Source organism: Bradyrhizobium sp. PRIMUS42 (assembly GCF_023006515.1).
In the GTDB taxonomy this organism is placed as follows: Bacteria; Pseudomonadota; Alphaproteobacteria; order Rhizobiales; family Xanthobacteraceae; genus Bradyrhizobium.
Window position 1 is genome coordinate 37,702 of sequence record NZ_JALBGZ010000001.1, and the last position, 26,403, is coordinate 64,104.

Sequence of the window (26,403 nt, forward strand, 5' to 3'; positions counted from 1 at the left end):
GTTATTTGCCTCTTGCGGGAGAGTCGAAGTACGTTCGAAGCTTGAAACGCATGATCTTGCCGGACCCCGTGCGAGGGATTTCGCTCACGAAGGATACGGTTTCGGGGACCTTGTAGGAGGACAAGTGCTTTCGGCAATGCGTGAGGATTGCTTCGCCGTCGCAGGAGCCGGCTCGGCTCACCACGAAGAGAGCGGGCACTTCGCCTAGGTGCTGATGTGGGACACCAACGACCGCGCAGTCGACGACAAGCGCATGGCCGCTCACGACCTCTTCGATCTCGGCCGGCGCGATGTTCTGCCCACCTCTGATGATGAGCTCCTTGAGCCGGCCGGTGATCGTCAGGAAGCCGTTCTCGTCGCATTTGGCGAGATCGCCGGTATGATACCAGCCGTCCCGCAGCGCCGTCGCGGTTTCGTCCGGCTTGTTGTGATAGCCGATCATCACGTTCGGTCCGCGGACGATCAGCTCACCCTCTCCGCCCGCCTCCACGTCCCGCCCCTCGCCGTCCACGATGCGAACGCAGAGGCCAGGGATAGGCAAACCACAGGAACCGAGCACGCGACCTCCGCTGGGCCAGTTCATGGTCACCATGGTGGATGTTTCAGTGATTCCATATCCATCGAGCAGCTTGATGCCGAAGCGGGCCTCGAACTCGCGGTTGAGGGAGGCCGGCATAATCGCGCCCGCCGAAATGGCGAGACGAACGCCCGTCAGCTCCACGGCAGCTTTGTCCCGCGCGGCCTCCAGCAGGTAATGGAACATCGTCGGCACGCCCGGAAAGAGCGTGAACCGACCGGTCCCCAGGAGCCGGAGAGCCTCGCTTGTCGAGAACTTCTCCATGATGAACTCGCTCGCGCCGACGGCCAGAACGCTGAGGACTGAAAAGTTCAAGGCGTAGGAGTGGAATAGCGGGAGTGGCGAGAGAACCGTATCGCTGTCCGAAAGCGTCGCGATAGGACCCCAGCAGGCGCCGGTTATCCAGAGCATGCTATGGGTCGAGAGAAGAACACCTTTAGCTCGGCCCGTCGTGCCCGACGTGTAGATGATGAACGCTGGCTCGTGCACAGGCATAGAATCGCGCGGTGGCGAAGCGGCCGTCGTGGTGGCCAACTTCTCGTATCCCAGACCGTTCGTGCTCGCGCCGTTCTCCTGGACCAGCACGACGTTCAGCAGGTCGGGACACTGTCGCCGGAGGGACTGGACGAACTCGGCTCGTTCGCCGGTCGTGATGACCATTCTGCAAGCGGCGTCCTGAAGCCGATAGACGACCTCGCTTTCCGTGGCGTCATAGCTGATCGGAACGCTGACCGCGCCAGCCCTCGCGATGGAGCAGCAGGTCTCGACCCAGGTCACGCAATTGGGCAGGAAGATCGCCACCGTCTCGCCGGACCGCAAGCCGAGGTCTGCGAAGTGACCGGCGAGGTTGGCCGTGCGGACGGCCAATTCCCCATACGTGATGCTTCCTCGGACATCCTCGAACGCGACTTTGCTCCCCCGTTCGCCCGCATGCCTCGCTATAAGCTCGGGAATGGGCGCTATCAGATCGGTCTGCAGCATGTTCCCTCCGTCTCCGCTGTCGTCCTTAAACCATGCTGAATCCGCCGCTGATGCTGATCACCTGTCCGGTGATCCAGCTTCCGTGCGGCGAGGCGAGCAAGGTGACCATCGGCGCAATATCTTGCGGCTGGCCAAGGCGACGGAGCGGGTAAAACTTGGTCAGTTTGTCGCGGTTTGCGTCCACCCAGGCTCGGTCGTGCGCAGTCTCGATCAATCCCAGTGAAATTGTATTGGCGGTGGTCCCGAAGCGGCCGAACTCGCGAGCGAGCGACTTCATCAGACCGATGACGCCCGCTCGTGCCGCCGCGACAATGGCGAGACCGGATTCACCAACGCGCGACGAGTCGCCGACCATCGCGATGATCCGGCCATCACCGGCCTTCTCGAGATAGGGGGCTGCGGCTTTCGATACGTGGATAGCGCCGTAAAGACAGATATTGATCTGTTTTTCCCACTCTTCACGCTTGGTATCGGTGAACCGGTTCCGGAGCGCGACTCCCGCGTTGTTCACGACGATATTGAGGCCGCCGAAGTCAGCAGCGATCTTTTCGATCATCTCCGTGACTGCTTCGAAATCGGAAACGTCCGCCTGGTAGGCTGCAGCCCGGCCTCCCATCTTTTGGATGTCCGCGACAACGGCGGCGGCCTCATCGCTTGATCCCCGGTAGTTCACGGCGACCGCGGCTCCCTCCGCCGCGAGGCTCAAGGCGATCTCTTTCCCTACGTCTCTGGCTGCGCCCGTGACCAGCGCGACTTTGCCCTTAAGTTTCATATCCATAGACTTCCTCACGATAGGTTGGGTTTTCGGACGGACTGCGCCCTTACGACCAAGTGAATTTGGGTTTACGTTTTTCGGCGAAGGCCCGGCGTGCTTCTCTGTAATCTTCGCTGGCGGAGGCATGATCGATGAGACGATCCGCCTCGGCATCCGGCTCCATCATCGCCGCCGCATTCAAGATGTGTTTCGCACCGGCGATCGACAGGGGCGTCTTCTCCGATATCTGGGCCGCAAGACTTTGGGCATCGCCAGCTGGATCGTCCGACACGCGGTCGACCAAACCGACATGCAACGCCGACCGGGCGTCCATTCGCTCCGCCGTGTAGAGGATACGCTTCGCGTTCGTGATCCCGACGAGCGCCAAAAGCCGCTTCGTGCTCCGCACGCCGTACACGATAGAGAAATTGGCCGCAGGAATGCCGATTTCGGCCGACGGCCCGGCGAACCGGAAATCGCAAGCCATGGACAAATGACATCCTCCGCCGAGACAGTAGCCGGAGAGCACGGCGATGACGGGCTGCGGAGCGGCGGCGATCGCGTCGGAGCAGGCGTCGACCGCGACCTCATAGGCTTTGCTTGACGCAGTATCGGATCGCACTGCCTCGAACTCGGAGACGTCCGCGCCGACACTGAAGTTGCCGCCCGAGCCCGTGAGGATGATCGCCCGAACGCTCTTATCCACCGAGAGTTGCTTGAACGTGGCTGCCATGTTCTTCCACATGGCAAGCTTCATGGCGTTTCTGACGTCCGGACGATTGATCGTCACGGTCGCGACGGTCCCGTTGCGAGTACATTCGATATCTGTCATGCCGACCTCACACCGGTTCTCGCGTCGAACCATCCGCCGGCGCTCCGTCCTCGACGCACTTCCGTAGTTTTCCGAGAAATTGCAAGCTTAGCGCCTTAAACACATCAATCATCCGGCGCTCTCCCAGTCGCGCGAGCGTTCCGCCGATCCTGGCGATCGCGAAATACGAAAACGCGGCGCCCTCGAGGGTTTGTTCCAGCTTGAATTTCGCTGTGCCCGTAGCGAACCCCACCCTGCTCGCGTCGCCCTCACCTGATATCGTGCAGGTCGCCGGCGCCTCCAAATCGAAAAACCGCAACCTGCATTTGACCTTGGCATCGACCGGGCCGGTCGCGATGGCCACATCGCGGTCATTGTGCCGCCTTGCCCACGCTGGACGTCTTCGCAGCCTGGAATGCACTGCTTCAAAATGGTCGGATCTACGAGCGCGCTCCAGACGCGTTCTCTTGGCGCCCGGAACGCGAACGATCCGAACAGATCGATACCCCTCAGCTCGGCGTCATACCGCAATGGTGTGGCCTTCAATGTGAAGAGGGGCCACGACCGACTTCAGCCGGGCGGGCAGTGGAACGGGTCTGTTGGACTCGCGGTCGACATACACGTGGACGAAATGACCTTGAGCGCAGGCCTCGTCTTCGTCGTCGCGAAAGAGTCCGATCTCGTAGGTGATGCTCGTCCTGCCCTGCCGACCGATGCGCAGCCCCGCATGCACGGTCGATGGGAACGCGATCTCCCTGAAATACTGGCACTTCGTTTCGGCCACGAGCCCGATGACTGGGCTTCTGCGAACGTCCAAAAATCCGCATTCGATGAGCAATTGGCCGACGGCCGTATCGAAGAACGCGTAGTAGGCGGCGTTATTGACGTGCTGGTATGCGTCATTGTCCATCCACCGTGTCGTCATCGCGCGGAAATGCGCATAATCGGCGCGGCTATGGGGCTTGCTACGGCCGCTCATAGCGCCTCACTGTAGATGGCAATCACATCCTGGAGACGAACATCGCGAGGATTGTTGATCAGCAATCGCTGCTGCTTCATGGCGTCCTCCGCCAGTTGCGGCAGTTGGTTATGCGAAATGCCGACGTCTCTCAGGCGGGTGGGCAATCCAAGATCGCCGGGCAATGCCGCCAGATACTCGATAAGAAACGCCGTTCGCGTACGGACGCCGCCCGTCCCGCCGGGCAGCAGTACATCGGCCACCTCCGCGTAAAGCTCTTCCGCGACTAATGCGTTGAACTTGAGCACGCCCGGAAGGACAAGCGAGTTTGATAGCCCATGCGGGACGTGAAAGCGGGCACCGACCGGATACGCCAGAGCGTGAACCGCGGCGACTGGAGCGTTCGCGAATGCCATGCCGGCCAGCATCGAACCGAGAAGCATCGCCTGGCGAGCCTGGCGGTCTTTGCCGTCGGCGCAGACCCGCCTGATGTTTCCGCCCAGCAACCGCAACGCTTCGCGCGCGAGACAGTCCGAAACAGGGTTCTTCAGCCGTTTCGACGTGTATGCCTCGATCGCATGCACCATCGCGTCGATGCCGGTCGCAGCGGTGACCGGCGCTGGCAGGCCAAGGGTAAGATCTGCGTCGAGGACCGCCCAATCCGGTAGCAAAATCGGTGAAACGACGCCCTTCTTCTCGTTTTCGCCGGTCGTGACGATCGATATCGGCGTCACTTCCGATCCTGTGCCTGCCGTGGTCGGCGCAAGGATCAGCGGCAGCCGGGGTCCCTTCGCCAGACCGACCCCATAGACGTCGGCCAGACGCTCGCGGCCGATGGCAAGCAGAGCGATCAGCTTGGCCGTATCCATGGAGCTTCCGCCGCCGATGGAGACGACGCCGTCCACCTTGGCGCCGAGTGCCCGCTCCACGCCAGCCAGAACGACATGCTCGGGAGGGTCCGCCTCGACGTCGGTAAACATCGTGACGGCAATACCGGCCTGCTTCAAGCCGTCCAGGCCGGGCTTGAGCAGCCCGGCTGCTGCCACGCCGGGATCGGACACCAAAAGGACCGACTTGCAGCCAAGGCCGCTCGCAAGTTCGCCGATGCGCGCGGAACTGCCCGGCTCGATCAGGGAGGATTTGGTGGATTGAAACACGAACCCCTGCACGTCGACCTTCTCCGCTCGAATGACTTTCATAACTAGACTAGTTTTGCAGATGCGTGTCAACGGCCTCGGTCGTCGAATGAGCTTGCTTCCTGCCGAAGCGCGTAAACCGTTCGGCAAACTCGCCCACCACTCCCTTGCGGAACGTCAGCACGCACAACATGAAGATCGCGCCGATCACGATGGGGATCTTTGTCGAAAGATCGAAACTCAGTCCAGCGACCCGGATCGTGCCGATGTCGGCGAGATATCCTTCCAGGGTGACGATGAAGATCGCACCGACGATGGGTCCACCGGAGGTGCCGAGCCCGCCGAGCAGGCACATCAGGATCGCGTTACCCGATTGCGTCCAATGCACGTCCGGCAGGGATGCAAGACCAAGCGTCTGCGCCTTGAGACCTCCCGCGAGAGCAGCAACCGAAGCCGAGATCACGAAGGCCACGAGCTTGTAGCCTCGCGAATTGTAGCCAAGCGAGACGGCGCGCGGCTCGTTATCGCGGATGGCGAGCAGCACTTGACCGAACGGAGCTTCCATCAATCGCTGCAGTCCCCAAATCGCGCCCGCTACCGTCACGAGCACGAACGCGTACATCGTGAGGTCGTCCCCGAGAGGGAGAACGCCGAATAGCGCGCCGCGCGGGATACGTTGCAGGCCGTCTTCGGCACCCGTGAAAGGCGCTTGCAGACAGAAGAAGTAGACCATCTGCGCCAAAGCGAGCGTCACCATGGCGAAATAGATGCCTTGGCGTCGGATCGCCATCCCGCCGATTGCGACTCCAAGAAGCGCGCCCGTCAGTATGGAAAGACCCAGCGCCGCCTCCGGCGTCAGTCCCCACACCTTCAACCCATGACCGGCGACGTAGGCGCCTATCCCGAAGAAGGCGGCGTGACCGATCGAGAGAAGTCCGAGATTTCCCGTAAAGAAATTGAACGAGCACGCGAAAAGCGCGAAGGCCAGACACTTCATCAGGAAGAGGGGGTAGAGGCCCGCGAGCGGCGCAGCGATCCCGATCGCAGTCACCGCCAAGAATAGAACGGTCGAAGTTCGCATCTCAGGCCTCCCGCCCCATGAGGCCGGCCGGTCGAACAAGCAGGATGGCGGCCATGACGATGAATACGACAGTCGAGGAGACTTCCGGGTAGATCACTTTGGATAGTCCTTCCAAGACCCCGAGGGCCAAACCCGAAAGAATGGCGCCTGACAAAGATCCCAATCCGCCGATCACGACGACGGCGAATGTAACGATGAGAAGGTTGGAGCCCATCGCGGGCTGAACCTGATAGAGGGGTGCAGCCAGTACGCCTGCAAAACCGGCGAGCCCCACTCCGAGAGCGTAGGTCGCGGTGATCATTACGGGAACGTTGACCCCGAGAGCCTGTACTAGGCGCGGATTCTCGGTCCCGGCCCGCAAATACGACCCCAGCTTTGTCTTCTCGATCAGAAGCCAAATTCCTCCGCAAACTCCAAGCGACGCCACGACGATCCAAACGCGATAGATCGGCAGTCGCATGAAGCCCATATCCCAGAGGCCACGCAGGGCAGCCGGGACGGGATAAGGTCGGCCGGCCGCTCCATAGATGTCCCGAAATATACCTTCCAGAAAAATCGCGAGCCCGAACGTGAACAGCAGGCTGTAGAGGTGATCGCTGCCGGCCAGCCGACGCAGAAACAGTCGTTCGATCGTGGCGCCGATCAAAGCGACCCCGAGCGGCACCAGCAGAAGGGACCACCAGTAATTGATCCCGAATGCCTGCAACAAGAGATATCCGCCGAACGCTCCGACCATGTACAGAGCGCCATGAGCGAAATTGATGACGTTGAGCAGGCCAAAGATGATGGCCAAGCCGAGGCTCAGCATCGCATAGAAGCAGCCGTTGACCAGACCGATGGTGATCTGGCCGAGGAGGACTTGAATGGGTATGTCGAACATGGCGTCTGCCCTCAAATGCCCAGGATCCGGTCAACGGCATCCGCTTTGCCCGAGAGTTCGTCCCGCGTCAGCTGCATGACGACCTGGCCGCGTTCGACCACGAGAAAGCGGTCCGCGAGCGGCTCCGCGAAATACTTGTTCTGCTCAACGAGAAGCGTCGTGTAGCCACGTTCCTTGAGCCGGGTGACGAGGTCGAACAGGCGATCGACGATAACCGGCGCCAGTCCCTCCGAAATCTCGTCCAACAATAGGATTCGAGCTCCGCTCCTCAAAATCCGGGCGATGGCGAGCATCTGCTGTTCGCCGCCGGACAGCCTCGTACCTTGGGCCCGGCGGCGCTCGGCGAGATTTGGGAGGATTTCGTAGATTTCCTCGACAGACATGCCTTCCTCGCTCTGCTTCGGAGGCAGCATCAGATTTTCCTCGCAGGACAGGCTCGAGAATATCCCGCGCTCCTCAGGGCAGTACCCGATGCCCAAGCGAGCCACGAGATGCGGCTTCAGTGCGATGGCCTCCCGCCGATGGACCAGGATGGATCCGCTACGGCGGTCCACCATGCCAACGATGGATCGCAACGTCGTCGTCCGCCCGCTGCCGTTCCGGCCGAGCAGCGCCACGATTTCGCCGGTCGCGACCGAAATTTGCATGCCGTGCAGAATGTGCGACTCGCCGTACCAGGCGTGAAGGTTTCGAATCTCCAGCGCGGCTGCTTGGGTCGGGTGGGATTCGACACTCACGGCGTACCTCTTTCACGTCCGTTGGCTTTACGGTGCTTGGAGCCCAAATAGGCCTCGACCACCTCCGCGTTTTCAGCGATCTGCTGATAGGAGCCTTCGGCGATGACCTCGCCACGTCGCAACACCGTGATCGTGTCTGCGATCTGGGACACCATCTTCATATTGTGCTCAACCATCACGACCGTGCGGCCTTGGGCCGCTTGCCGGATCAGCCCGGTCACCCGATCGACGTCCTCATGCCCGAGCCCCTGCGTCGGCTCGTCCAGAAGCATGACCTTCGGATCGGCCGCGAGCGTGGTCGCGATCTCAAGGGCGCGCTTGCGCCCGTAGGAAAGATCGCCCGCCTTCTTGTCCACGAACGCTTCGAGCCCGAACTGCCCGAGGAGATCCAGGACTCGCGGATCGGCCTCTGGTACCGCGCGCGAGGACCAGAAACTCAGCGGCGACAGGCTCGATCTCTGCAGAGCGAGCTTGATATTGTCCGCAACGGACAGATGCGGAAAGACCGCCGATATTTGGAAGGACCGAACGACGCCAAGTGACGCGAGTTGATCGGGACGGATGCCGGTTACGTCCTCGGATTCGAACCGAATGGTGCCCGAGGACAAGGGCAAAAAGCGCGTCAAGAGATTGAATACCGTCGTCTTGCCGGCGCCATTCGGCCCGATCAGCGCATGAATGCTTCCGCGCCTGATCTTCAGGTTGACATCAGCGACAGCGACGAAACCACGAAACTCCTTCCGTAGGCTTCTCGCCTCGAGGACGACCTCTGGCGACGCGATCTTATCGCCCGCAATCGAACTCATGGCGTCTCCTCGCTCGGGCTGGATGGGCCGACTTGCCTGATCGCAACGTTTTCGACGTCGCTTGACAAAGGCATATCAAATTAGTCTAGTTATGCAAGCCTTAATTGAAGCCCATGGGGGCTCGCTGAGGTAACAGGAGGGAAAGAGATGAGAGGCATCCATCGGATCGGCATGGCCGCGGTGGCGGCGGTGGCACTGGCGAATCCATTGGCCGCGCAGACGGCCGGGCTTTCGGACGGCATAGTCAAGATCGGCGTTCTTACCGACATGTCGGGCCAGTTCTCGCACGAATCCGGCGAAGGCTCCGTCACTGCGGTGAAGATGGCCGTCGAGGATTTCGGTGGCAGTGTGCTCGGCAAACCGATCGAAGTAGTCGTGGCTGATCATCAGAACCGAAACGAGGTCGCGATCGCGAAGGCCCGCGAATGGTACGATGTCGACAAGGTCGACATGATCGCGAACCTGATCAACTCGTCGATCGCTCTCGCCGTCACGAATGTGGCAAAGGAAAAGAACAGGATCGCCATCGTCAACGGATCCGGTACGTCGCGGTTGACCGGAGATTCCTGTACGCCGAACAGCATCCACTACGCGTATGACACTTACGCGCTCGCGCAGGGCACCGGAAAGGCGCTCATCAAGGAAGGCCTGAAATCGTGGTACTTCCTGACCGCGGACTACGCGTTCGGGCACGCCCTGGAGGCCGACACGATCTCGGTGTTGAAAGCCAACGGCGGGACCGTCGCCGGATCGGTCCGCTATCCGATCGACACCAACGATCATGCGGCGTTCCTCCTGCAGGCCCAAGCATCGAACGCAAAAGTTGTGGCTATCGCCGGCTCGGGTACGGTCTTTATCAACGCCTTGAAGTCGGCAAAGGAATTTGGTGTGACGCAGACGCTCGCGGGTCTCTTGGTCTGGATCACTGACATCCAATCGATGGGCCTGAGCGCGTCGCAGGGGTTGGTGCTGACGGATGCCTTCTATTGGGACCGCGATGAGGCAACCCGGGCCTTCGCCAAGCGATTCTTCGCGAAGATGAAGCGCATGCCCCACATGGGAGATGCAGGAGATTATTCGTCCACCATGCACTATCTCAATGCCATCAAGGCGGCTGGCACGGACGATGCCCAGACGGTGATGGCGAAGATGCGGGAGCTGCCGGTCAACGACTTTTTCGCGAAGAACGGTCGTGTCCGGGAGGACGGACGCTTCGTACACGACATGTACGTCTACGAGGTCAAGAAGCCCGAGGAATCCAAGTACGATTGGGATTACTACAAGCTGCGGGCTGTCATTCCCGGCGACGAGGCGTTCCGCCCCCTGTCCGAGAGCAAGTGCCCTCTCGTGAAGAAGTAGCTTCTGGCTCCAAACTCAGCCGGGCAAGGCCCGGCTGCTTTTTTTCCCGCCGTATCGATCCGGATTGTATTTCATGCGGTATTGCATCGAATGGGCGCCGATTGGCCTGTGACACTCGCTGCAGATCACGGTCGGAACGAAATCGTTGCCGCAATCGACGTGCTGCAGGATCAGCGGGACTTTTCCGTTCGCTCTCCACTTGTCACCCCACGCCATCATGGTGATCAGCGGACCGTAGAGATCGAATCCCATCGGCGTCAGCAGATACTCGAAGCGGTCCGGACCGCTCTGATACATGCGCCTCATGAAGATGTTTCGATCGACGAGACGGGATAGACGATCGGAAAGGATGTTGGGCGCAATTCCGAGCTCCGCCTGGAACTCGTCGAAGCGGCGCTTGCCCCGGAACGCTTCGCGAATGATCAGCACGCTCCAGCGGTCGCCGATGACCTGGAGAGCACGGGACACCGAGCTGGGCCTGCCTCGATTGAACTGATTGTCGTCGGACGACCTTCGGGAGCGTTTCACTGCTTCGGCCTTGAAGGTCCCCGCTCCGGGGCCGTCTCGGAACACGACGCGGCGCGCCGTCACTCTTTGAAGGCAATGGGAGCACGCTACGAACGGCTTGCTCACCTTGCCGCAGTCCGCATGAACGAGTTGGAGAGGTACCCCTTCTTTTTCAGAGAGCCATTTATCGCCGAATTGCATCAGAGCCATGAAGGTCGGGTAGAGGTCGATCCCCGCGCGCGTGAGGCGATATTCGACCCAGCTCGAGGTCTCCGAGTACTCGATCCGCCTGAAGATGCCTTCCGCCGCCAATCTCTGCAGGCGGTCCGTCAAGGTGGCGCGTGGAATTTCAAGGGTGGAGCGGAACTCTTCGAACCGCCGCGCGCCGAAGAAGGCCTCTCGTATCACCAGGAATGTCCAGGCATCGGACAGGATGACGACCGCGCGGGCAACTGAGCTTTTGCGCTCACGGACCTCGGCGACGTCCTTGCCTCGGGGGGACGGCTTTTTCGGAGGCTCTCGGCGTTTGGTGGAGGTCGCTCGGATCAACTCTGCATCTCCGATCGGAGTCCCTCTTCCTATGGCATGAAGTGCCCCCTAAACCAACATGGAGTTTCGAGAACGGTTAGGGTGTTAACGGAAGTTGAGGCACCTTGGTGGCCCGACGAGGATCACCGGCCGCGAAAGGCAAGGCTTCGGCCCGGAAGCCCTGTCGGGTCTACTTGCTGAGCGCGTAATTTGCCGCGTAGGTCGTCGTGTTCGCATCGATTGGCTGTGTGCAATGGCTACAAACGACCAAGGCTTCGAAATCGGAATTGCACGGCCTATGACGAAGCCTGAGCGGCGCGCCTTCCTGGGACAACCAGCGATCGCCCCACCGCATCATGACGACCATCGGGCGGTAGAGGTCATGGCCCATCTCGGTGAAGCGGTAGGAAAAGCGGTCCCCGCCGCTTCGATATGGCTCTTTTCGGAATATACCGTTCCCTACCAGGCGTGTCAGCCGATCGGAAAGGATGTTGCTCGCGATACCAAGGTTCGCCGCCATCTCGTCGAATCGACGCACGCCGAACCACGCCTCTCGCATGATCAGAAAGCTCCAGCGATCTCCGATGATCTGGAGGGTCCGGGCGACCGAGCAAGGCCGCGCGCGCTCCAGAAGGGCCGGGTCGGAACTGCGCCGGCTTCTTGGCCTGACCTCGTAGGATGAACGGCCGGCTCCCGGGCCGTCGCGGAACGAGACGTCACGTGCATTCACCGGCTCGCGGCATGCAGAACACACCGTCACTGGATTGCAAGGGCTGCGACAGCAGGTATGCGTCAACTTCAGCGGGGCCGCACGGCCACCGGTCAGCCACTTGTCGCCGAACTCCATGAGCGACAGCATCGAAGCAAAAAGATCTTTGCCTCGCTCGGTGAAGAAGTAACCATTCCTGCCCTCGCCGGTGGCCTCGTCCTTCACCAAGATTTCGTTGGCGACGAGAGCCGCGAGCCTCGTCGTCAGGGTCTGACGCGGGATACCCAGTCTGCGTTGCAGTTCGCCGAAGCCGCGAACACCGAAGAATGCTTCGCGCAGAACGAGGAAGGTCCAGCTGTCCAGGACGATCTCGACAGTTCTCCTGACCGAACAGTGCCTTTCCATCATGCAGGAGCGCTGGGACCTGCCGGCGGAGGGTTTTGAAGCATCTGGAAGATGCGCTCAGGCGTGACGGGGAGGGTCTGGACCGATATTCCGAGGTGGGCGAGCGCATCGTCGACCGCGTTCGCGACCGCCGCCGGAGCCCCGATCGTGCCACCCTCGCCCATTCCTCGGAATCCGCCGATATTGTTGGGCAGGTCTGCTTCCACGTGAACGATCCCGATATCGGGGACATTGGTCGCGACCGGCACCAGGTAGTCCGCGAGGCTCGCCGTCAAGACCTGTCCTTGATCGTCGTGCACGATCTCCTCGAGAAGTGCTGCACCGATACCCTGTGCGACCGCTCCGTGAACCTGTCCGTCCACGATCAGCGGATTGATGATCCTTCCGCAGTCCTCGGCAACGACGTATCGCAAGATCCGAACGCCATATGTTTCAGGATCGACCTCGACCATCGTCAGATGCGTCGATGAACAGGCCGTGCCGAGATAGGGGTCGTAGGTCTCCGACGCGACCAGATCCTCGCGCTTATCCAACGGTATCCTGCCCATCTGCTTGTAGACGGCCGAGGCGACATCCTTCAGCGACATCGTGCGATTGGAGGCACGGCTGGTGACGATCCCGTCGTGCATGTCGAGATCGTCTTCGCTCTGCTCCATCAGGAAGGCGGCGGCTCGCAAGACCTTTGCCTTGACGACGCGTGAGGAGAGTGTGGCTGCACCTCCGCCCAAAACTGCCGACCTGCTCGCATACGTTCCGGTCGACATCGGAACCAGCGAACTGTCGCCATGCTGTACCTGGACGTCCTCCAGTCTGCAGCCGAGTTCGTCGGCGATCACCTGAGCGAGGGTCGTTTCGAGGCCTTGGCCGTGCGAGGAAATGCCAAACGAGGCCGTGACGGATCCGGTCGAATCTATCTCGATCTTCGAGGTTTCCGTACCCGTGTTAATAGGCATGCCCGGTGCCACGGAGATGCGCGACCCGATGCCGGTGAGTTCGGCGTAGCTGGCGAGCCCGATACCGACCCACCTCCCCTCGGAGCGTGCCGCGTCACGTTCGCGGACGAGGGCCGGATAATCCACGTGGTCGCAAGCCGCCTTGAGGCACTCCTGAAACGCGGACTTGTCCCAGATGATTCCGGATGCGGTACGATACGGAAACTCTTCGTCGCGGACGAGGTTCTTTTGCCGAAATTCGACGGGATCCATTCCGAGCTTGCGGGCCGCCATTTCCACCAGTCGTTCCATAGCGAAGGTGGAGGATGGCCGACCGACGCCGCGATAGGGCCCCGTTGGCGGCTTGGGAGTCAGCACACCCTGGATCCTGCCCCGATAGTGCTCCATCCTGTAGGGCCCCGGCAGGAAACTGACCACCTGCACGGGCTCGAGCGCCGCGGTCCAGGGATAGATCGAGTAGGCGCCCACGTCTCCGATGACGTCGGCGCGGAGGCCGAGCATCGTCCCGTCCCTATCGACCGCGAGTTCGGCTTCGATCAGTTCGTCGAACGCTTGGCTGGTGGCCGACAGATCCTCGAGGCGGTCGCTGACGTATTTCACCGGCCGTGCGAGCTTGCGCGCCAGCGCGCAGACGAGAATTTCCTCGCCGTATAGTGACCCCTTTCCGCCGAAGCTGCCCCCGACGTCCGGGGCAATGACCCGCAGCCTAGTTCCGGGAAGATCGAGACATTCGGACAGCACGTCGCGGATGACGCCCGGAATGTTCGACGAGGTGTGAAGCGTCAGCGATTGCCTTCTCGCATCCCACTCGGCCAGATAGGACCGGTTTTCCATCGACACGGCCGTTTTCCGTGTCATACGGAAACGCCCTTTGACCGTTACCGGCGCCGAAGCGATGACGCTGTCGATGTCTCCTCGCTTGAATTCCCTCCGGATAATCGTGTTCGTGCCTGCCTCGTCGTGGAGGAGAGGCGCGTCGTCCTTGACGGCATCTGTTTGCCTGATCGCGAAGGGGAGCGCCTCGTAGGCGATCGAGATGTGTTCGAGCGCATCCTCGGCCGCATACCGGCTTTCGGCCAATACGGCGACGACCGGTTCTCCCACGTATCTTACCTTTTCGGAGGCCAGAGGCCGGATCGGCGTCGCGTAGTATCCCGGCATTCGCGACGAGGGAATTGCTGGTTTGATCTCGCCCTCGAGATCGGCTGCATCGTAGATGGCGACCACGCCGGGGACCGACAGCGCGCCTCCGACGTCGATTCCTGTGATCCGTGCATGCGGCTGGTCCGAACGCCGCAACGCGACATGGAGCGTTCCGAGGGGGCTCATATCGTCGACGTACCGGCCGGTGCCCGTGAGAAGGCGCGGATCCTCGGTCCGCTTGATGCGTTTGCCGACGAGCTTGGGCCTGAGTTCCACGGACGGCGCGGGGCGGGTCATTCGTAGTACTCCACGGTCTTGCGCAACTTCTTCCATTGCGCGTCGTCGTGAGCTGAAATGACAATCTCTCCCCTGTCGCGCATTCGCTTGAGCTCCACCAGAGAGGACGTCGCCAGGTCCATATTCCACGTGTTCTTCGGCGGCACGCCGGTTTCGATCCCAGCTTGGAGGGGGGCGGCATCCGAAGCCAGGACGAATGTTCCGTCCCGATCGAGTCCGACACGGGCTACGGTCGAACCCGGAGTATGGCCGGGCAACGGAACGAGCACGACTCGACCATCGCCGAAGACGTCCCGCTGGCCGTCGAACGTCGTGAAGCCTTGCGGCTGATTCCACTCCCGTGGAAGATAGCCCCGCTGCTCCGCTCCGTCGGCACGGGCTGCCTCGAGCTCGGCAGAATGACACATTAAGGTTGCTCGCCGAAAATGCTCGTTGCACCCGCAATGGTCAGGGTGAAGATGCGAACATATGACCATATCGATGTCGTCCGCCTTCAGGCCGACTGTTCCGAGCTGCCGGACGACGGTCTGCTCCTCGGTGAAGATCGGTGTCATCACGCGCGCCAGGCCCCCCCAGCGGCCTTCAGGATCCGTCGCCGCCTGCGGACTGCAGCCCGTATCGAACAGAATATTACCTTCCGGATGTCGGATCAGGGCGGAGTGAACCGGCAGTTCTATGGTCTCCTCTTTTCCGGCGCCCGGCACATAGATGGATCGACGCATGCGCAGACGGCCGCCGGCAAGGAAGTGCAGCTTCATTTCAAAGGTCCCCTCTCCTTCGCCAGTTCGCGGACGGCATTGACGATATGCTGATAGCCGGTGCAACGGCAGACGTTGCCGGACAACGCCTCGCGGATCTGTTCGTCGGTTTCAAGCGGGTGATGCCGAAGCATGTCCGAAATTGTCATGATCATACCTGGCGTGCAAAAGCCGCATTGAAGACCATGATGGCTTCTGAAGGCTTCTTGGATGCGGCCGAGCGAATCGATGGTGCCCTGTCCTTCGATGGTCTCGACCTGCATGCCTTGAGCCTGGATCGCCAAGGTCAGGCAGGATCGCGCGCTGCGTCCGTCGAGCAGAACGGTGCAGGCGCCGCAGACGCCATGCTCGCATCCCACATGCGTACCTGTCAGAGCCAGCTCGTGCCGCAGAAAGTCGCTCAAGAGCAGGCGGGGCTCGATCTTGCGCGTGGAGGACACGCCGTTGACGACGAGCGTCACCTCGGTGACGGGCATCAAGCCTCTCCTGTTCCGCGTTCGGCCCTGCGCCACGCATCGGCGAGAGCGCGTTTGGCCAGACCTCCGGCCAGGTGCCGTCTGTAGTCGGCCGACGCATGCAGATCGGTATTCGGCGTCAGCGTGTCACCGAGGAGTTCGGCGACTTCGTCCATCAGCCGAGGCGTGACTTCTTGCCCCTCGACGAGGGCTTCAACAGCGGGGAGTCGAAGGGGGATCTCTCCTACGCCCATCATTCCGAAACGCACATCAGTCGCCCGCCCGTCTCGCTCGCGCAGAGTAGTTCCGACGCTGGCGAGCGCGAAGTCTCCGTGTCGTCTTGCGAATTCCTCGAAAGCCCAGCCAGCGTCCGCGGGCAAGGTGTCAATTTCGATCATCGTGACGCATTCGTCGGGTTCGAGAGAATTCACAAGCGAACCAAGGAAAAAATCAGGCGCGGCTATTCGCCTTTCGCCGCGGCTCGATTTGGCGACGATCTCGGCGTCTAGCAGCAAGGTCATCAAAGGCATTTCAGCGGCCGGGTCTGCGTGACAGACGCTTCCGCAGAACGTACCCCTATTCCGCACCGTGAGATGCGCGACATGACGCATCGCCTCGTGGAGAATAGGAATTCGTTCCATGATGACCGGATCGGTCGCGGTCATGTAGTGACGCACCGTCGCACCTATGCGGAGCCTGTTTCCGTTCAACTCGATACGCGACAGATCCGGGAGGCCGTTGATGTCCACCAGTACGGACGGTTTGACCAAGCGAAAGTTGATCATAGGCATCAAGCTTTGGCCGCCGGCGATGATCTTCCCGTCGCCGCCGCACGAGGCCAGCGTCTCGGCCGCTTCGGCGATCGAGTTCGGGCGTACATAGTCGAACGGTGCGGGTTTCATGCCGATCGTCCTCGTCGCGCCGGCAGCACGCCGGTCAGAAGCGAATGCTCACGGGTCATGGCGCGTTCGCAACGTCTAGCATCAGGCAGCCATCCCATCGAGCAACTCGGCCCCGCCGTCTTGACATATTCGTCGCCCCGTATTGACTTGCATTATTAGACTACTTCAGGGAATGTCAAGCAACGGTGGCGTTCTGCCGATCGAGAGTCGTCGGCGGCGGGCACCCAGTATCCGGCCTTAAAGGAGAGATCGCCATGGACATGCGTGGCCAGCAACACGTCGCCGCGAGTCGGGAAACCGTATGGAAGGCGCTCAACGATCCATCTGTCCTGCGCGCATGCATTCCCGGGTGTCAGGAACTCGCGAAGACATCCGATACGGAAATGACGGCGGTCGTCGTGATCAAGGTTGGCCCGGTGACGGCTCGCTTCCAAGGTGGGGTCATCCTGTCCGACTTGGATCCACCGAACGGCTACAAGATCTCCGGTGAAGGCCAAGGCGGCGTCGCCGGATTTGCGAAAGGCACCGCGATCGTGCGTCTTGAAGAGGTGGATGGCGGCACCTTGCTCCACTACGAGGTTGATGCCCAGATCGGCGGCAAGCTCTCCCAGCTTGGGGGGCGCCTGATCGACGCCACCGCCAGGAAGTTGTCGGCATTGTTTTTCGAGAAGTTCGCCCAGGAGTTCCGCCACGCACAGTCTCCGATCGCAACCGCCGCACCGGACCGGGAAGGCAAGGCGCCTTCCGGCCCGGGAGCGCTCACCGGCGAGGGCCACGGAGAGGCCCGCTTCGGATCTGCAAGGGCGGTCTCTCACCAAGCCGATAGACGGCACTTTCCGTGGCGCGCCTTTGCGGCGGCTGTGTTGATTATCGGCGCGGCGATCATCTGGTTTCACTACCGGGACATCCTGCCGATCCTCGTTCCTGCGCGCGATCCGGCAGATGGGCGCACTCAGATTTCCTCGGATGTCGCCAGCCTGGTTCAGCTGATCATGGCGGCAGCGATCGGTTATCTGTTTGGGGCGCGCAGCAGCAGGAATAGCGTCTAGCGGCCGCTTTCGGCCGCTGGTCTGACGGGCTGCCAGCCAGCCTTGTTCTGGGCAGGCGCTCCGTCCTTGCTTCCAATAGCTGCGCAATACTCGGGATGTCCGGAAGCTGATGCAAGCGGCTGTCGAGATAGTCTGCGGTCAACCGTTCCCGCGCACCATTTTGTTAGTGGGCTTACTGTTCCTCCTTGGCTATGGAGGCAGCGGCGGTCGCGTCTTTGAGATAGCCCGCTCTCGTTGGTGGATCTTTGCAGCGGTCCTGCGGTGCTACGGGATGAACCAATGAGGGGTCGTCGCCGGATGGATACTACTAGCAGACTCTTTTCGACTGATAAGCTTTTACATCTTTTCTTATCAGTCGGCCAACTGGCTCCGTTTCGCATGAAACATTTATCAGTCATGACTCCATTTTGGCAGTTTTCCCAACGGCCGCCGTCTGGGTCGGTTGGCCATTCGGAAACAGGCCTTGAGCGGACACGCTCCCCTCTCGAGTTATGCTCGATCGCAGTGCAACTCGACCAGCGAACTGCCGACCCCCGGGCTTGCCCCTTATAATGGGGCGATCGGCGGGACCGGTTTCATTCTTCGAAGCTCCTGCACTATCGCTGGATAGCTCCGGTGCTTCGCCTGGAGCCTCAGTTTGGCCGGTCAGAGCTTCTACCTTGACCGTGGACGCTCGCCGGCTGGGTTGTAGCCTGAGCCAGGAACTCGAGGCATAGGCCCCGTCTGGACAATCCTAGCCCGGGCAATCGCTGCCATTCCCTACGACACACCTTCTGTTCGAGCCGCTGTCGCCAATGAGCTACGAAGTTCGTTCTTCAAGATCTTGCCCATGGTGTTCCGGGGAAGATCGTCAACGACAAAGACCTGCTTCGGCACCTTGTAGTTTGCGAGACAGCTTTTGGCCTGCTGGATGATGTCCGTCGGCATAGGCGGTCGGCTGTTGTCCGACGGAATGACAAACGCAACCACGCTCTCCCCAAAATCAGGGTGCGGAGTTCCAACGACCGCAGATTCTCGCACCGATGGAAGTTCGTTTATGATCGACTCAACTTCGGCCGGATAGACATTGTAACCGCCGCTGATGATGAGGTCCTTCGCGCGTCCCGTGATCCACACGTAGCCGTCGCAGTCAATCTTTCCGAGATCGCCAGTGCGAAAGAAGCCGTCACTGGTGAACTCCTGCCGCGTCTGTTCGGGCTTGTTCCAATAGCCGGAGAACAGTCCGGCCCCACGAACCTGGATCATTCCAACGCTGCCCGTAGGCAGTGCTGCGTCTGCCTCATCACTCACGCGCAATTCGACGCCGGGGATGGGCAACCCCACGGATCCAGGGCGACGCTCGCCGTCGGCCGGATTGGCGCAGAGTATCATCGCTTCCGTCGCGCCATACCGCTCGAGGATACGGTGCCCGGTCCTCGCCTCAAAGTTCCTGTGCACATCAACCGACAAGGGAGCAGATCCGGAAATAAACAGGCGCACGTTGCCGCAGAGATCGCCGGTCAAAGACGGGTTTGCCAGAAGGCGGTGATAGTATGTCGGCACTCCCATGAACACGCTCGCGCGGGGCAACGCACGCAGCACGTCAGACACCTCAAATTTGGGGTGGAGAAGCAGCCGTGCTCCGTTTGCTAACGCGACATTTGTCGAGATAAACAATCCATGTCCGTGGAAGATCGGTAGCGTATGGAGAAGGGTATCCGACGGCGTAAACCTCCACAGCTCGCCTAGCGTCCGCGCGCAATAGGACATCGCCCGATGACTGATGATCGCTCCCTTTGGGCGGCCCGTGGTCCCCGACGTATAGAGCAGCGCGGCCGTCGCCTCTTCGGATAGCCTCTGGGTCGGAAACGCGGCGGCTGCCAACTCGGCCAATGGTGCGAACGAACCTTCTCCCTTTAGATCGAAACTGAACGCCCGCGTTGCCGGAGGGACGATATCGCCATTGAGTGTCCCGTTCGTCGCTCCTCCCTGAAAGAATAAGGCCGGTTGGGCGTCTTCGAGCAGATACGCCAGTTCACTCGACCGATAGGCCGTATTCAAGGGCAGGTACCAAAGTCCCGCTCTGACGCACGCAAGATACAAGGCAAGAGCGTAAGGTGACTTCTCCACCTGAACTGCGATTCGGTCGCCTGGCCCGCACCCAAGCGCCACGAGTGCGCTCGCATATCGTCCGGACAGGTCATGAAGCCATCGCCGCGAGATGGTCTCGCCGGTATCGAGCTCGAGCGCGCAGGCAGGGGGATCGCGTTCGACCTGTGTCTCAAAAAGGCGATAGAAATTTCCATCAAACATGCTCAGGTGCTCCACGGTCTATCGCTGGTTTCGAATACGCCATCCGCGGCCCCCACGCGGACGGCCTCTTCGATCGAGCCTGGAGTTGCAAACGCCGCCTTGTTGAGTGCCCCCATGGCGAAAGGCGGAAGCACGAAGAGCTGGGCGTCGGCCATCATCGTCACCGACGTGGCTCCGGCGCCGAGTGCTGCCTGAATGCCGCCCCCCCCGCGCTCCGCCACGACGAGCTCCATGCGCAGCCCTTGACGATGCAGAGCCCGCATCACCAAGGCCAGATGCGCGAGATATTCCGACAGGACAAAACGCTCATCGAATAGGCTCGAGCTATGGCCGTCAGCATTGAGAATGACCAGGCAGTGCCCCGGACCGTCAGGGCGCGCAGCGTCAATCAGCGCCTGCGCGAGCGTCAATGCTTGTCGAGCCCCAACCCCGCGGTCCGCTTGCAGGATAAATCCCCACGAGCCTCGCCGTGCCTTGCTGCTTACGACGGGAATGCTATGCGATCGATCCACGTCGTATCCGTCACCAAAGAACGCACGCAGAGCATTCCCCACGCTCGATCCGATCTCGGCGACTCGCAAGTCGCAGGATTGGCCAGCCCGGGCATTCGACAGAAGGCGCCGCTCCAATGACCGTCCTGAGTCGGCCAATTGCTCCAGCGTAAGCCTCCCGATCGGCGCCGCGCACAACCAGGCGCGAAATCTCTCGATCAACGCCTCTTTGGCCGCGGGCATGAGCTCGAACCGCGTAGAGCACGACGCCCGTGCGGTTCCCGAAATCAGCCGGCCGATCGTACCCAAGTCATCGGAGTCCGGATTAGCGGAGTGCGCAATGAGCTTCGGCCCCGACATTGCGAACGCGCAGCATCCATCAATCAGCCGGAGCTCGCACAGTGACGCAAGCATGCTGGCGCCGCCAAACGTATGGTTCGTCGCCACCGCCAGCATGTCTTTCCCGTCTAGCCGAGCATCGAGAGCTTCGCGCAAGATCATGCGGAGCGAGGCGATACCCGCGATACCATCGGTGACGCGTATGCCGCTGGTATCTAGAACTAGAGCCAAGGCCGCGTCGGTATTTCGAACGCGCCGAAAGGCATTGACTAACTGCGTCGCTTCCTGCACCCCGATCGAGCCATGGTTACGCTCGTAGTCGAACGACACCACCAGGCATCGCCGGGACGCGGCGGCGATCTCCACGGCGACCAGATCTCCGGGCCCGAGATCGACGGCTGCCGAGCCGCCGATGGCTCGCAAACTCTCGAGGACGGTTCGGGAGTTGAGTCTGGCGCTATCGAGAACGTCAAGACGGGGCATACATCGCTCCGCCGTCCGCATCGATGACGACGCCACTGAGGTAAGACGCCCGAGCGGATGAGAGGAACACCACGAGATCGGCCATCTCCTCCGGAGTGGCTGGCCGTCCGAACGGAAGGTGCGTCAGGCAATCCTGCCACCTCTCTTCGTCCCCAAACCGCTCCCGAGCAATTCCCCGGTAGAGCGAGATCAACCGTTCCGTCCTGGTCGGACCTGGATTGACGCCGACCACGCGGACGCCCTTGCTGGTTGCGTGGGCGCCGACCGCTTTCGTGAAGCTGATCAACGAGGCATTTGCCATAGATCCGCAGACATAGTCATACCGCGGATTCGCCCCAGCAATGCCGATGACATTGACGATGACACCTGACCGGCGGTCCATCATGGCAGGCAGCGCCGTCCTAACGGCGTTGAGGTAGCCGTAGACCTTCAGCTCCCATGCCTGACGCCATGTATCGTCATCGATGCTCAGAAGACCGCCACCGGGAATCGCGCCAGCATTATTCACCACAACGTCCGCCGATCGCAGGCTCTCTTGGAGCCGTAACGCATCGGATTGTTTTCCGAGATCGATGGAAAGACCGACAATCCGGGCGCCGTGCTCTCGCGACAGCTTGTCTGCAGATGCCCGGACGGACTGCTCGTTCCGACCAACGATCGTGACCTGTCCTCCTTCCTCAAGGAACGCCTTGGCGCATGCAAAGCCAATTCCCCGCGATCCACCGGTGATGACGACACATTTCCCTTTGAGTCCAAGGTCCATCACTTGCTCCGGTGCTTATATTCGACGTCCGAGATGAAATCAGACACAACCCGGTTGAACATCTCTGGCTCTTCCAGATTGACCGGATGCGTCGTCCGCGGAACAACCCAAAGCCGGGCATCCGGGATGCATCGCTTCATGAACAGCGCAGGCTCCAGGCAAGGCTCATCGTCGTCGCCGGTTACGACCAGTGTGGGGATGTCCATTACCCTGAGGCCCGCCTCGAGACCGTAAATGGTAGGTCGGCGCAATTGGCAGCCTCGCGTGGTGAGCGACGACCCAATGGCGGAGTGTTCCGCGAACTGCCGGTTGAATTCCTCGAAGCCGCGCGGATCCTTTTCCTTGTATCGCCGCCTGATCGGGCTGTTCGCGTAGTGAACGATACCCTCCTGCATGCCGAGCTTGATCAATCGATCAGCCAGTTCGGAGCTGTCGTGCAAGAACTGCATCCGCTTGTCCGGATCGGACCCGTGACCGGCTCCGGTCACCACAAGCGACAGAGCCATCTCCGGGTGAGCGAGACCGAAATTGAGCGTGGCATAGCCGCCCATCGAGAGCCCGATGATGTGGGCGCGTTCGACGCCAAAGTGCCGCAGCACGCTAGCAATATCTTCCACCGCCAACGCTTGGCTATATTGCTCGACATCCTCAGGAACATCTGAGGGCGGATAGCCGCGCGCGTTGAAGGTGATGCATTGATGCTTGCGGGCGAAGAAGCGGACCTGGTTTTCCCAGTTCCTGTAGTCGCCAGCGAATTCATGCACGAAGACGATCGGTGTACCAGTTCCGGTCGACTCGGCGTAGATCCGCACGCCTTCTGATTGGACGAATGGCACTTTACATGCCTCCCTCAGATTTTCCGAATGAGTAGATGTTGACGCCCTTCGTCTCCTTCAGCAGCAGCAGGCCGATCACGAAGCAGGCTCCAGACAGCGCGACTGGATACCAGAGACCTGCGTAGATATCGCCTGTACTTGCCGATATCGCGAATGCCGTCGCCGGCAGGAATCCACCGAACCAGCCGGTGCCGACGTGATACGGCAGTGACATTGCGGTGTAGCGGATGCGAGACGGGAACAGTTCGACGAACATCGCCGCGATCGGTCCGTACTGCATCGCTCCGGCCAGTGCGAGCAACAGGATGAGCAGCACGATCATCGGCTTGTTGATGTTGTCCGGGTTCGCCGGCCCTACCGAGTAACCCGCGCTCTTCAAAGCAGCGCCGAAGTCGCTCGCGAGGCGCTTGGCCTTGGCGGCTGCATCAGGGTCGCGACCATTATAGGACTCGACCGTCGCCTGACCGACCTGAATCGTCGCCACCGAGCCAGTTGGGGCTGAGACCGACCGGTAGTTCAGGCCCGCCTTCGTGATCGCGCTGCGCGCGATATCGCACGAACTGGTGAAAGTCGCTGTGCCCGTCGGATTGAACTGGAAGCCGCACTCAGCGGGATCTGCTACCACCGAGATCGGAGCCGCCTTCTGCGCCTCCTCGAGCGCAGGGTTAGCGTAGTGCGTCAGCGCCTGGAAGATCGGAAAAATGGTGACCGATGCAATCAGACAACCCGCCAGGAACACCGGCTTGCGGCCAATGCGATCGGACAATCTGCCGAAGATCACATAGAACGGCATCGAAATGACTGCGGCGATGATGATCATCAGGTTGGCCGTGCTACCATCGACTTTGAGCATTTGGGTCAGGAAGAACATTGAATAGAAGTGGCCGGTGTACCAAACCACTGTCTGCCCCATCGACATGCCAAAAAGCGAGATCAGAACCAGCTTCAGGTACCTCCACTCACCGAATGCTTCCCTGATCGGCGCCTTGCTGGTTCGGCCCTCTTCCTTCATGCGAGTGAACTCGGGCGACTCGTTGAGGCGCGTGCGCACCCACAGCGATATCGCGAGCAGGACTATCGACAGCAGGAACGGAATGCGCCACCCCCACGCAGTGAACTGCTCTTCGCCTAGGATTGCGCGACACGGCAGAATTACGGCGAGCGACAGCAGCAGTCCGAGAACGGCAGTCGTCTGGATCCATGCCGTTTTCTCGCCGCGTCGCTCGTTGGGCGCGTGTTCCGCCACGTAGACCACGGCACCGCCATATTCTCCGCCAAGGGCGAGGCCCTGCAGCATTCGCATGGAAATGAAAAGGATCGGCGCAATGATGCCGACGCTGGCATAGCCGGGCAGCAGGCCGATCAAGAACGTGCCTGTTCCCATCAGCCCGATCGTGACCAAGAAGGTATACTTGCGGCCGACCCGGTCGCCAATCCGGCCAAACACCAGTGCGCCGAACGGACGCACAGCAAAGCCGGTAGCGAAGCTCAAAAGAGTGAAAATGAACGCAGCTTGCGGATTGACGCCCGAGAAGAAGCTCTTCGATATCTCTGCGGCCAGCGCGCCCGCGAGGAAGAAGTCGTACCATTCGAACATCGTCCCTAGGGACGACGCGATCAGTACCCGAGTCTGTGTACCTCTCTCGACCGGCGCGCTTTCGGCTATGGAAGTCGAAGCCAAAACACTCATGGTATATGATCCCTCTTGCGTTTCCTGGTTCGAGCAATCTTGGCGCCTGTCCGCGATTGGTGACTGCGGACCCGGGATTGCTTTCTTGCGTTGTTGGACCGTCGTGCGTGCCACCGGCACACTCATCGGTCTGTTTCTGGGAGGCTGGCGACAATCGAACGACTCGTTCAACTAACTCGCGCGGTAGACGACTCCTCATCCAAGCCGCGCCGTTCGGTAGCCATCAAAACGCTACTGTTGCGCGCTATTGTTTGGAAATATTAAGAAGTGATCCATAAATAGAATTATCTTATGCCCCCGCGACCTGCGAGTTACGAAGCGCGATTTGCAATCGCCGTCCACGGCTACTTCGCGACGATCAAAACTATCGCTCATGTTTCGAGAGCGCTTCGCCCATAGGCGTACCAGGCGGAAAGGCCCGCACCGACAGCAGCAACTCCAGCCGAAACGCCACCAAGAGCAGCGGGACGGCGTCGCCTGAACCTTAGGAATCGAGACGGCAAGCTCCAGTGCCCACGCCGCTCTTCTTCGCCGCCCGCAATTGGCGGCCGCGCCCGAAACACGAGCACGCCGTGGCTGAGCACCTCAGCAGCCAGGCCGACGGTCCCGCGCCCGCTTCTCTCTACCGGATTTGTGTCGCCCTCGGCGATGATCTTGCTCTGTTGATCATGATCCCGGTGCAATAGGCTGACTTGTCCGGCAGGCCGCTGTACGCTCCCACCTAGTTGTTCAGCAGCACCGGAGTGGTGTGGTGGCGCCTTTTGCGATCGTCTCGCGCCTGCTTCAAGCCGCAGAGACTTAAGGACAGGCGCGGCTTGTCACAATTCGTCCAGCGTAGGTGCTTCGAACCAGTTCGTGAGCGACAGGCCACCGTCGACGACGAACGCAGCACCCGTGACATAGGCGGAGATCCGGTTCGAGAGAACCGCCAACGCCATCGGTGCAAGGTCTTCGGCTCGGCCGAGGCGCCCGAGAGGGATGTGCCGAGTTAGCGATAAATCGGCGACAAACCCGCCCGCGGCGATCGCTCCGGGTACGAGCGCGTTGATCCGGATACCAAAGGGCCCCAGCGTCTTCGCCAACTCCTTGGCTAGCATCGCGAGTGCGGCCTTAGAGGCGCTGTAGTGCGGTAGATTGCGTGGTGTGCCAGCGTGAAGGGAGGTGAGCAGGAGAAAGGAGCCGGGCTTGCGGGCCGCAATGAGCTGACGCGCAAGTTCGCGCGAAAGATGGAATCCGGCATCGACATTGACTGCGCGCATCTGGTCCCAAGTTTCGGCGTCGACCGCCAAGGCGTGATCGGTCTCGCGTCGCGGCGGTGAGGCGCTATGAACGAAATGAGTGACCTGCCCCACGGCGGTTCGTGCATAAGCGAGGAGCTCCTCCCAACTGTCGGGACGCGCCAAATCGCCAATCCACGGCACCGCGAGCTCCGGACGAGGCGCAACCGCGATCGCGGCCGCCACCCTGTCAGCGCTCACGTCGGCGAACACCGTTCGTACGCCCTCGCCGACCAGGGCCTGCGCAATGGCGCGGCCGATGCCATTTCCCGCGCCAGTCACCAAGGCAGCGTCGTGCGCGGGTTCGAATGGATTGTTGAAGAGGCTCATCGTCTCGATCCGGTTCGATTGAACAAAACACTAGGTGGTCGGCGCCATAAGCAGTGCGCCGACCGATTGTTCTTTGATGCCACAGCCGCGGAGTGAAGCGGCAAGAGACCGCTCAC

24 protein-coding genes and 2 pseudogenes are annotated in these 26,403 nt (G+C 60.9%); 2 read left to right on the plus strand and 24 right to left on the minus strand.

Annotation, left to right across the window (positions count from 1 at the left end; genetic code table 11):
* Position 1: 1 nt before the first annotated feature.
* The 11 genes and pseudogenes from MOV75_RS00170 to MOV75_RS00215 all read right to left on the minus strand — a co-directional run bounded on the left by MOV75_RS00170 (position 2) and on the right by MOV75_RS00215 (position 8,697).
* A complete protein-coding gene (locus MOV75_RS00170; protein WP_247004345.1) occupies positions 2–1,558 on the minus strand; it encodes a class I adenylate-forming enzyme family protein in 1,557 nt (518 codons plus the stop codon).
* 25 nt (positions 1,559–1,583) lie between these two features.
* Complete coding sequence (locus MOV75_RS00175) at positions 1,584–2,336, minus strand: SDR family NAD(P)-dependent oxidoreductase (RefSeq protein ID WP_247004347.1); 753 nt, start codon at positions 2,334–2,336, stop codon at positions 1,584–1,586.
* Between the two features lie 43 nt (positions 2,337–2,379).
* The gene (locus MOV75_RS00180; protein WP_247004349.1) at positions 2,380–3,144 is read right to left on the minus strand and encodes an enoyl-CoA hydratase/isomerase family protein; all 765 of its coding nucleotides are present in this window, start codon (positions 3,142–3,144) and stop codon (positions 2,380–2,382) included.
* 7 nt (positions 3,145–3,151) lie between these two features.
* Entirely contained in the window at positions 3,152–3,487 is a 336-nt protein-coding gene (locus MOV75_RS00185) for an SRPBCC domain-containing protein (RefSeq protein ID WP_309486915.1), read from the minus strand.
* A 32-nt stretch (positions 3,488–3,519) separates the two neighbouring features.
* Positions 3,520–3,669, minus strand: a pseudogene (locus MOV75_RS42905) (SRPBCC domain-containing protein); the annotation flags it as partial.
* Complete coding sequence (locus MOV75_RS00190) at positions 3,644–4,102, minus strand: thioesterase family protein (RefSeq protein WP_247004351.1); 459 nt, start codon at positions 4,100–4,102, stop codon at positions 3,644–3,646. The gene MOV75_RS00190 and the pseudogene MOV75_RS42905, both read right to left, overlap by 26 nt.
* Positions 4,099–5,250, minus strand: coding sequence for an iron-containing alcohol dehydrogenase (locus tag MOV75_RS00195; RefSeq protein ID WP_247004487.1), 1,152 nt, complete (start codon positions 5,248–5,250; stop codon positions 4,099–4,101). The genes MOV75_RS00190 and MOV75_RS00195 overlap by 4 nt, the downstream gene beginning before the upstream one ends.
* 37 nt (positions 5,251–5,287) lie before the next feature.
* Positions 5,288–6,298, minus strand: a complete 1,011-nt coding sequence (locus MOV75_RS00200) for a branched-chain amino acid ABC transporter permease (RefSeq protein WP_247004353.1) — start codon at positions 6,296–6,298, stop codon at positions 5,288–5,290.
* 1 nt (position 6,299) lies between these two features.
* Complete coding sequence (locus MOV75_RS00205) at positions 6,300–7,178, minus strand: branched-chain amino acid ABC transporter permease (protein ID WP_247004356.1); 879 nt, start codon at positions 7,176–7,178, stop codon at positions 6,300–6,302.
* Positions 7,179–7,189: 11 nt separating this feature from the next.
* Positions 7,190–7,915, minus strand: a complete 726-nt coding sequence (locus tag MOV75_RS00210) for an ABC transporter ATP-binding protein (protein ID WP_309486916.1) — start codon at positions 7,913–7,915, stop codon at positions 7,190–7,192.
* Positions 7,912–8,697 carry an ABC transporter ATP-binding protein gene (locus MOV75_RS00215; RefSeq protein ID WP_369010434.1) on the minus strand — a complete coding sequence of 262 codons (786 nt, stop codon included), beginning with the start codon at positions 8,695–8,697 and terminating at the stop codon, positions 7,912–7,914. The genes MOV75_RS00210 and MOV75_RS00215 overlap by 4 nt, the downstream gene beginning before the upstream one ends.
* A 195-nt stretch (positions 8,698–8,892) precedes the next feature.
* On the opposite strand from MOV75_RS00215, the gene MOV75_RS00220 reads away from it, so the two are divergent.
* A complete protein-coding gene (locus MOV75_RS00220) occupies positions 8,893–10,080 on the plus strand; it encodes an ABC transporter substrate-binding protein (protein ID WP_247004364.1) in 1,188 nt (395 codons plus the stop codon).
* A gap of 15 nt (positions 10,081–10,095) precedes the next feature.
* Here the strand turns inward: MOV75_RS00220 and MOV75_RS42580 are convergent, their stop codons facing one another.
* The 7 genes and pseudogenes from MOV75_RS42580 to MOV75_RS00255 form a co-directional block, all read right to left on the minus strand.
* Complete coding sequence (locus MOV75_RS42580; RefSeq protein WP_247004489.1) at positions 10,096–10,548, minus strand: helix-turn-helix domain-containing protein; 453 nt, start codon at positions 10,546–10,548, stop codon at positions 10,096–10,098.
* Positions 10,549–10,815: 267 nt separating this feature from the next.
* Positions 10,816–10,995: pseudogene (locus tag MOV75_RS42585) on the minus strand (winged helix-turn-helix transcriptional regulator); the annotation flags it as partial.
* Between the two features lie 310 nt (positions 10,996–11,305).
* Complete coding sequence (locus tag MOV75_RS00235; protein WP_247004366.1) at positions 11,306–12,232, minus strand: helix-turn-helix domain-containing protein; 927 nt, start codon at positions 12,230–12,232, stop codon at positions 11,306–11,308.
* The gene (locus MOV75_RS00240) at positions 12,229–14,622 is read right to left on the minus strand and encodes a xanthine dehydrogenase family protein molybdopterin-binding subunit (protein WP_247004368.1); all 2,394 of its coding nucleotides are present in this window, start codon (positions 14,620–14,622) and stop codon (positions 12,229–12,231) included. The genes MOV75_RS00235 and MOV75_RS00240 overlap by 4 nt, the downstream gene beginning before the upstream one ends.
* Entirely contained in the window at positions 14,619–15,380 is a 762-nt protein-coding gene (locus MOV75_RS00245) for an N-acyl homoserine lactonase family protein (protein ID WP_247004370.1), read from the minus strand. Before MOV75_RS00245 ends, MOV75_RS00240 begins: the two co-directional genes overlap by 4 nt.
* On the minus strand, positions 15,377–15,856 hold the full coding sequence (locus MOV75_RS00250; RefSeq protein ID WP_247004371.1) for a (2Fe-2S)-binding protein: 480 nt from the start codon (positions 15,854–15,856) through the stop codon (positions 15,377–15,379). The genes MOV75_RS00245 and MOV75_RS00250 overlap by 4 nt, the downstream gene beginning before the upstream one ends.
* Positions 15,856–16,737 (minus strand): xanthine dehydrogenase family protein subunit M, encoded by an 882-nt coding sequence (locus tag MOV75_RS00255; RefSeq protein ID WP_247004373.1) that lies wholly within the window; start codon positions 16,735–16,737, stop codon positions 15,856–15,858. Before MOV75_RS00255 ends, MOV75_RS00250 begins: the two co-directional genes overlap by 1 nt.
* A gap of 254 nt (positions 16,738–16,991) precedes the next feature.
* On the opposite strand from MOV75_RS00255, the gene MOV75_RS00260 reads away from it, so the two are divergent.
* On the plus strand, positions 16,992–17,786 hold the full coding sequence (locus MOV75_RS00260; protein WP_247004375.1) for a carbon monoxide dehydrogenase subunit G: 795 nt from the start codon (positions 16,992–16,994) through the stop codon (positions 17,784–17,786).
* A 759-nt stretch (positions 17,787–18,545) separates the two neighbouring features.
* Here the strand turns inward: MOV75_RS00260 and MOV75_RS00265 are convergent.
* From MOV75_RS00265 to MOV75_RS00290, 6 genes are all read right to left on the minus strand, one after another.
* Complete coding sequence (locus tag MOV75_RS00265) at positions 18,546–20,078, minus strand: AMP-binding protein (protein ID WP_247004377.1); 1,533 nt, start codon at positions 20,076–20,078, stop codon at positions 18,546–18,548.
* A gap of 2 nt (positions 20,079–20,080) precedes the next feature.
* A complete protein-coding gene (locus MOV75_RS00270) occupies positions 20,081–21,391 on the minus strand; it encodes a hypothetical protein (RefSeq protein ID WP_247004379.1) in 1,311 nt (436 codons plus the stop codon).
* On the minus strand, positions 21,378–22,154 hold the full coding sequence (locus tag MOV75_RS00275) for a short-chain dehydrogenase/reductase (protein WP_247004381.1): 777 nt from the start codon (positions 22,152–22,154) through the stop codon (positions 21,378–21,380). The genes MOV75_RS00270 and MOV75_RS00275 overlap by 14 nt, the downstream gene beginning before the upstream one ends.
* A complete protein-coding gene (locus MOV75_RS00280; RefSeq protein ID WP_247004383.1) occupies positions 22,154–22,990 on the minus strand; it encodes an alpha/beta fold hydrolase in 837 nt (278 codons plus the stop codon). The genes MOV75_RS00275 and MOV75_RS00280 overlap by 1 nt, the downstream gene beginning before the upstream one ends.
* A 1-nt stretch (position 22,991) precedes the next feature.
* Entirely contained in the window at positions 22,992–24,680 is a 1,689-nt protein-coding gene (locus MOV75_RS00285) for an MFS transporter (protein WP_247004386.1), read from the minus strand.
* A gap of 818 nt (positions 24,681–25,498) precedes the next feature.
* Positions 25,499–26,287 carry an SDR family NAD(P)-dependent oxidoreductase gene (locus MOV75_RS00290; RefSeq protein WP_247004388.1) on the minus strand — a complete coding sequence of 263 codons (789 nt, stop codon included), beginning with the start codon at positions 26,285–26,287 and terminating at the stop codon, positions 25,499–25,501.
* Positions 26,288–26,403: the final 116 nt, after the last annotated feature.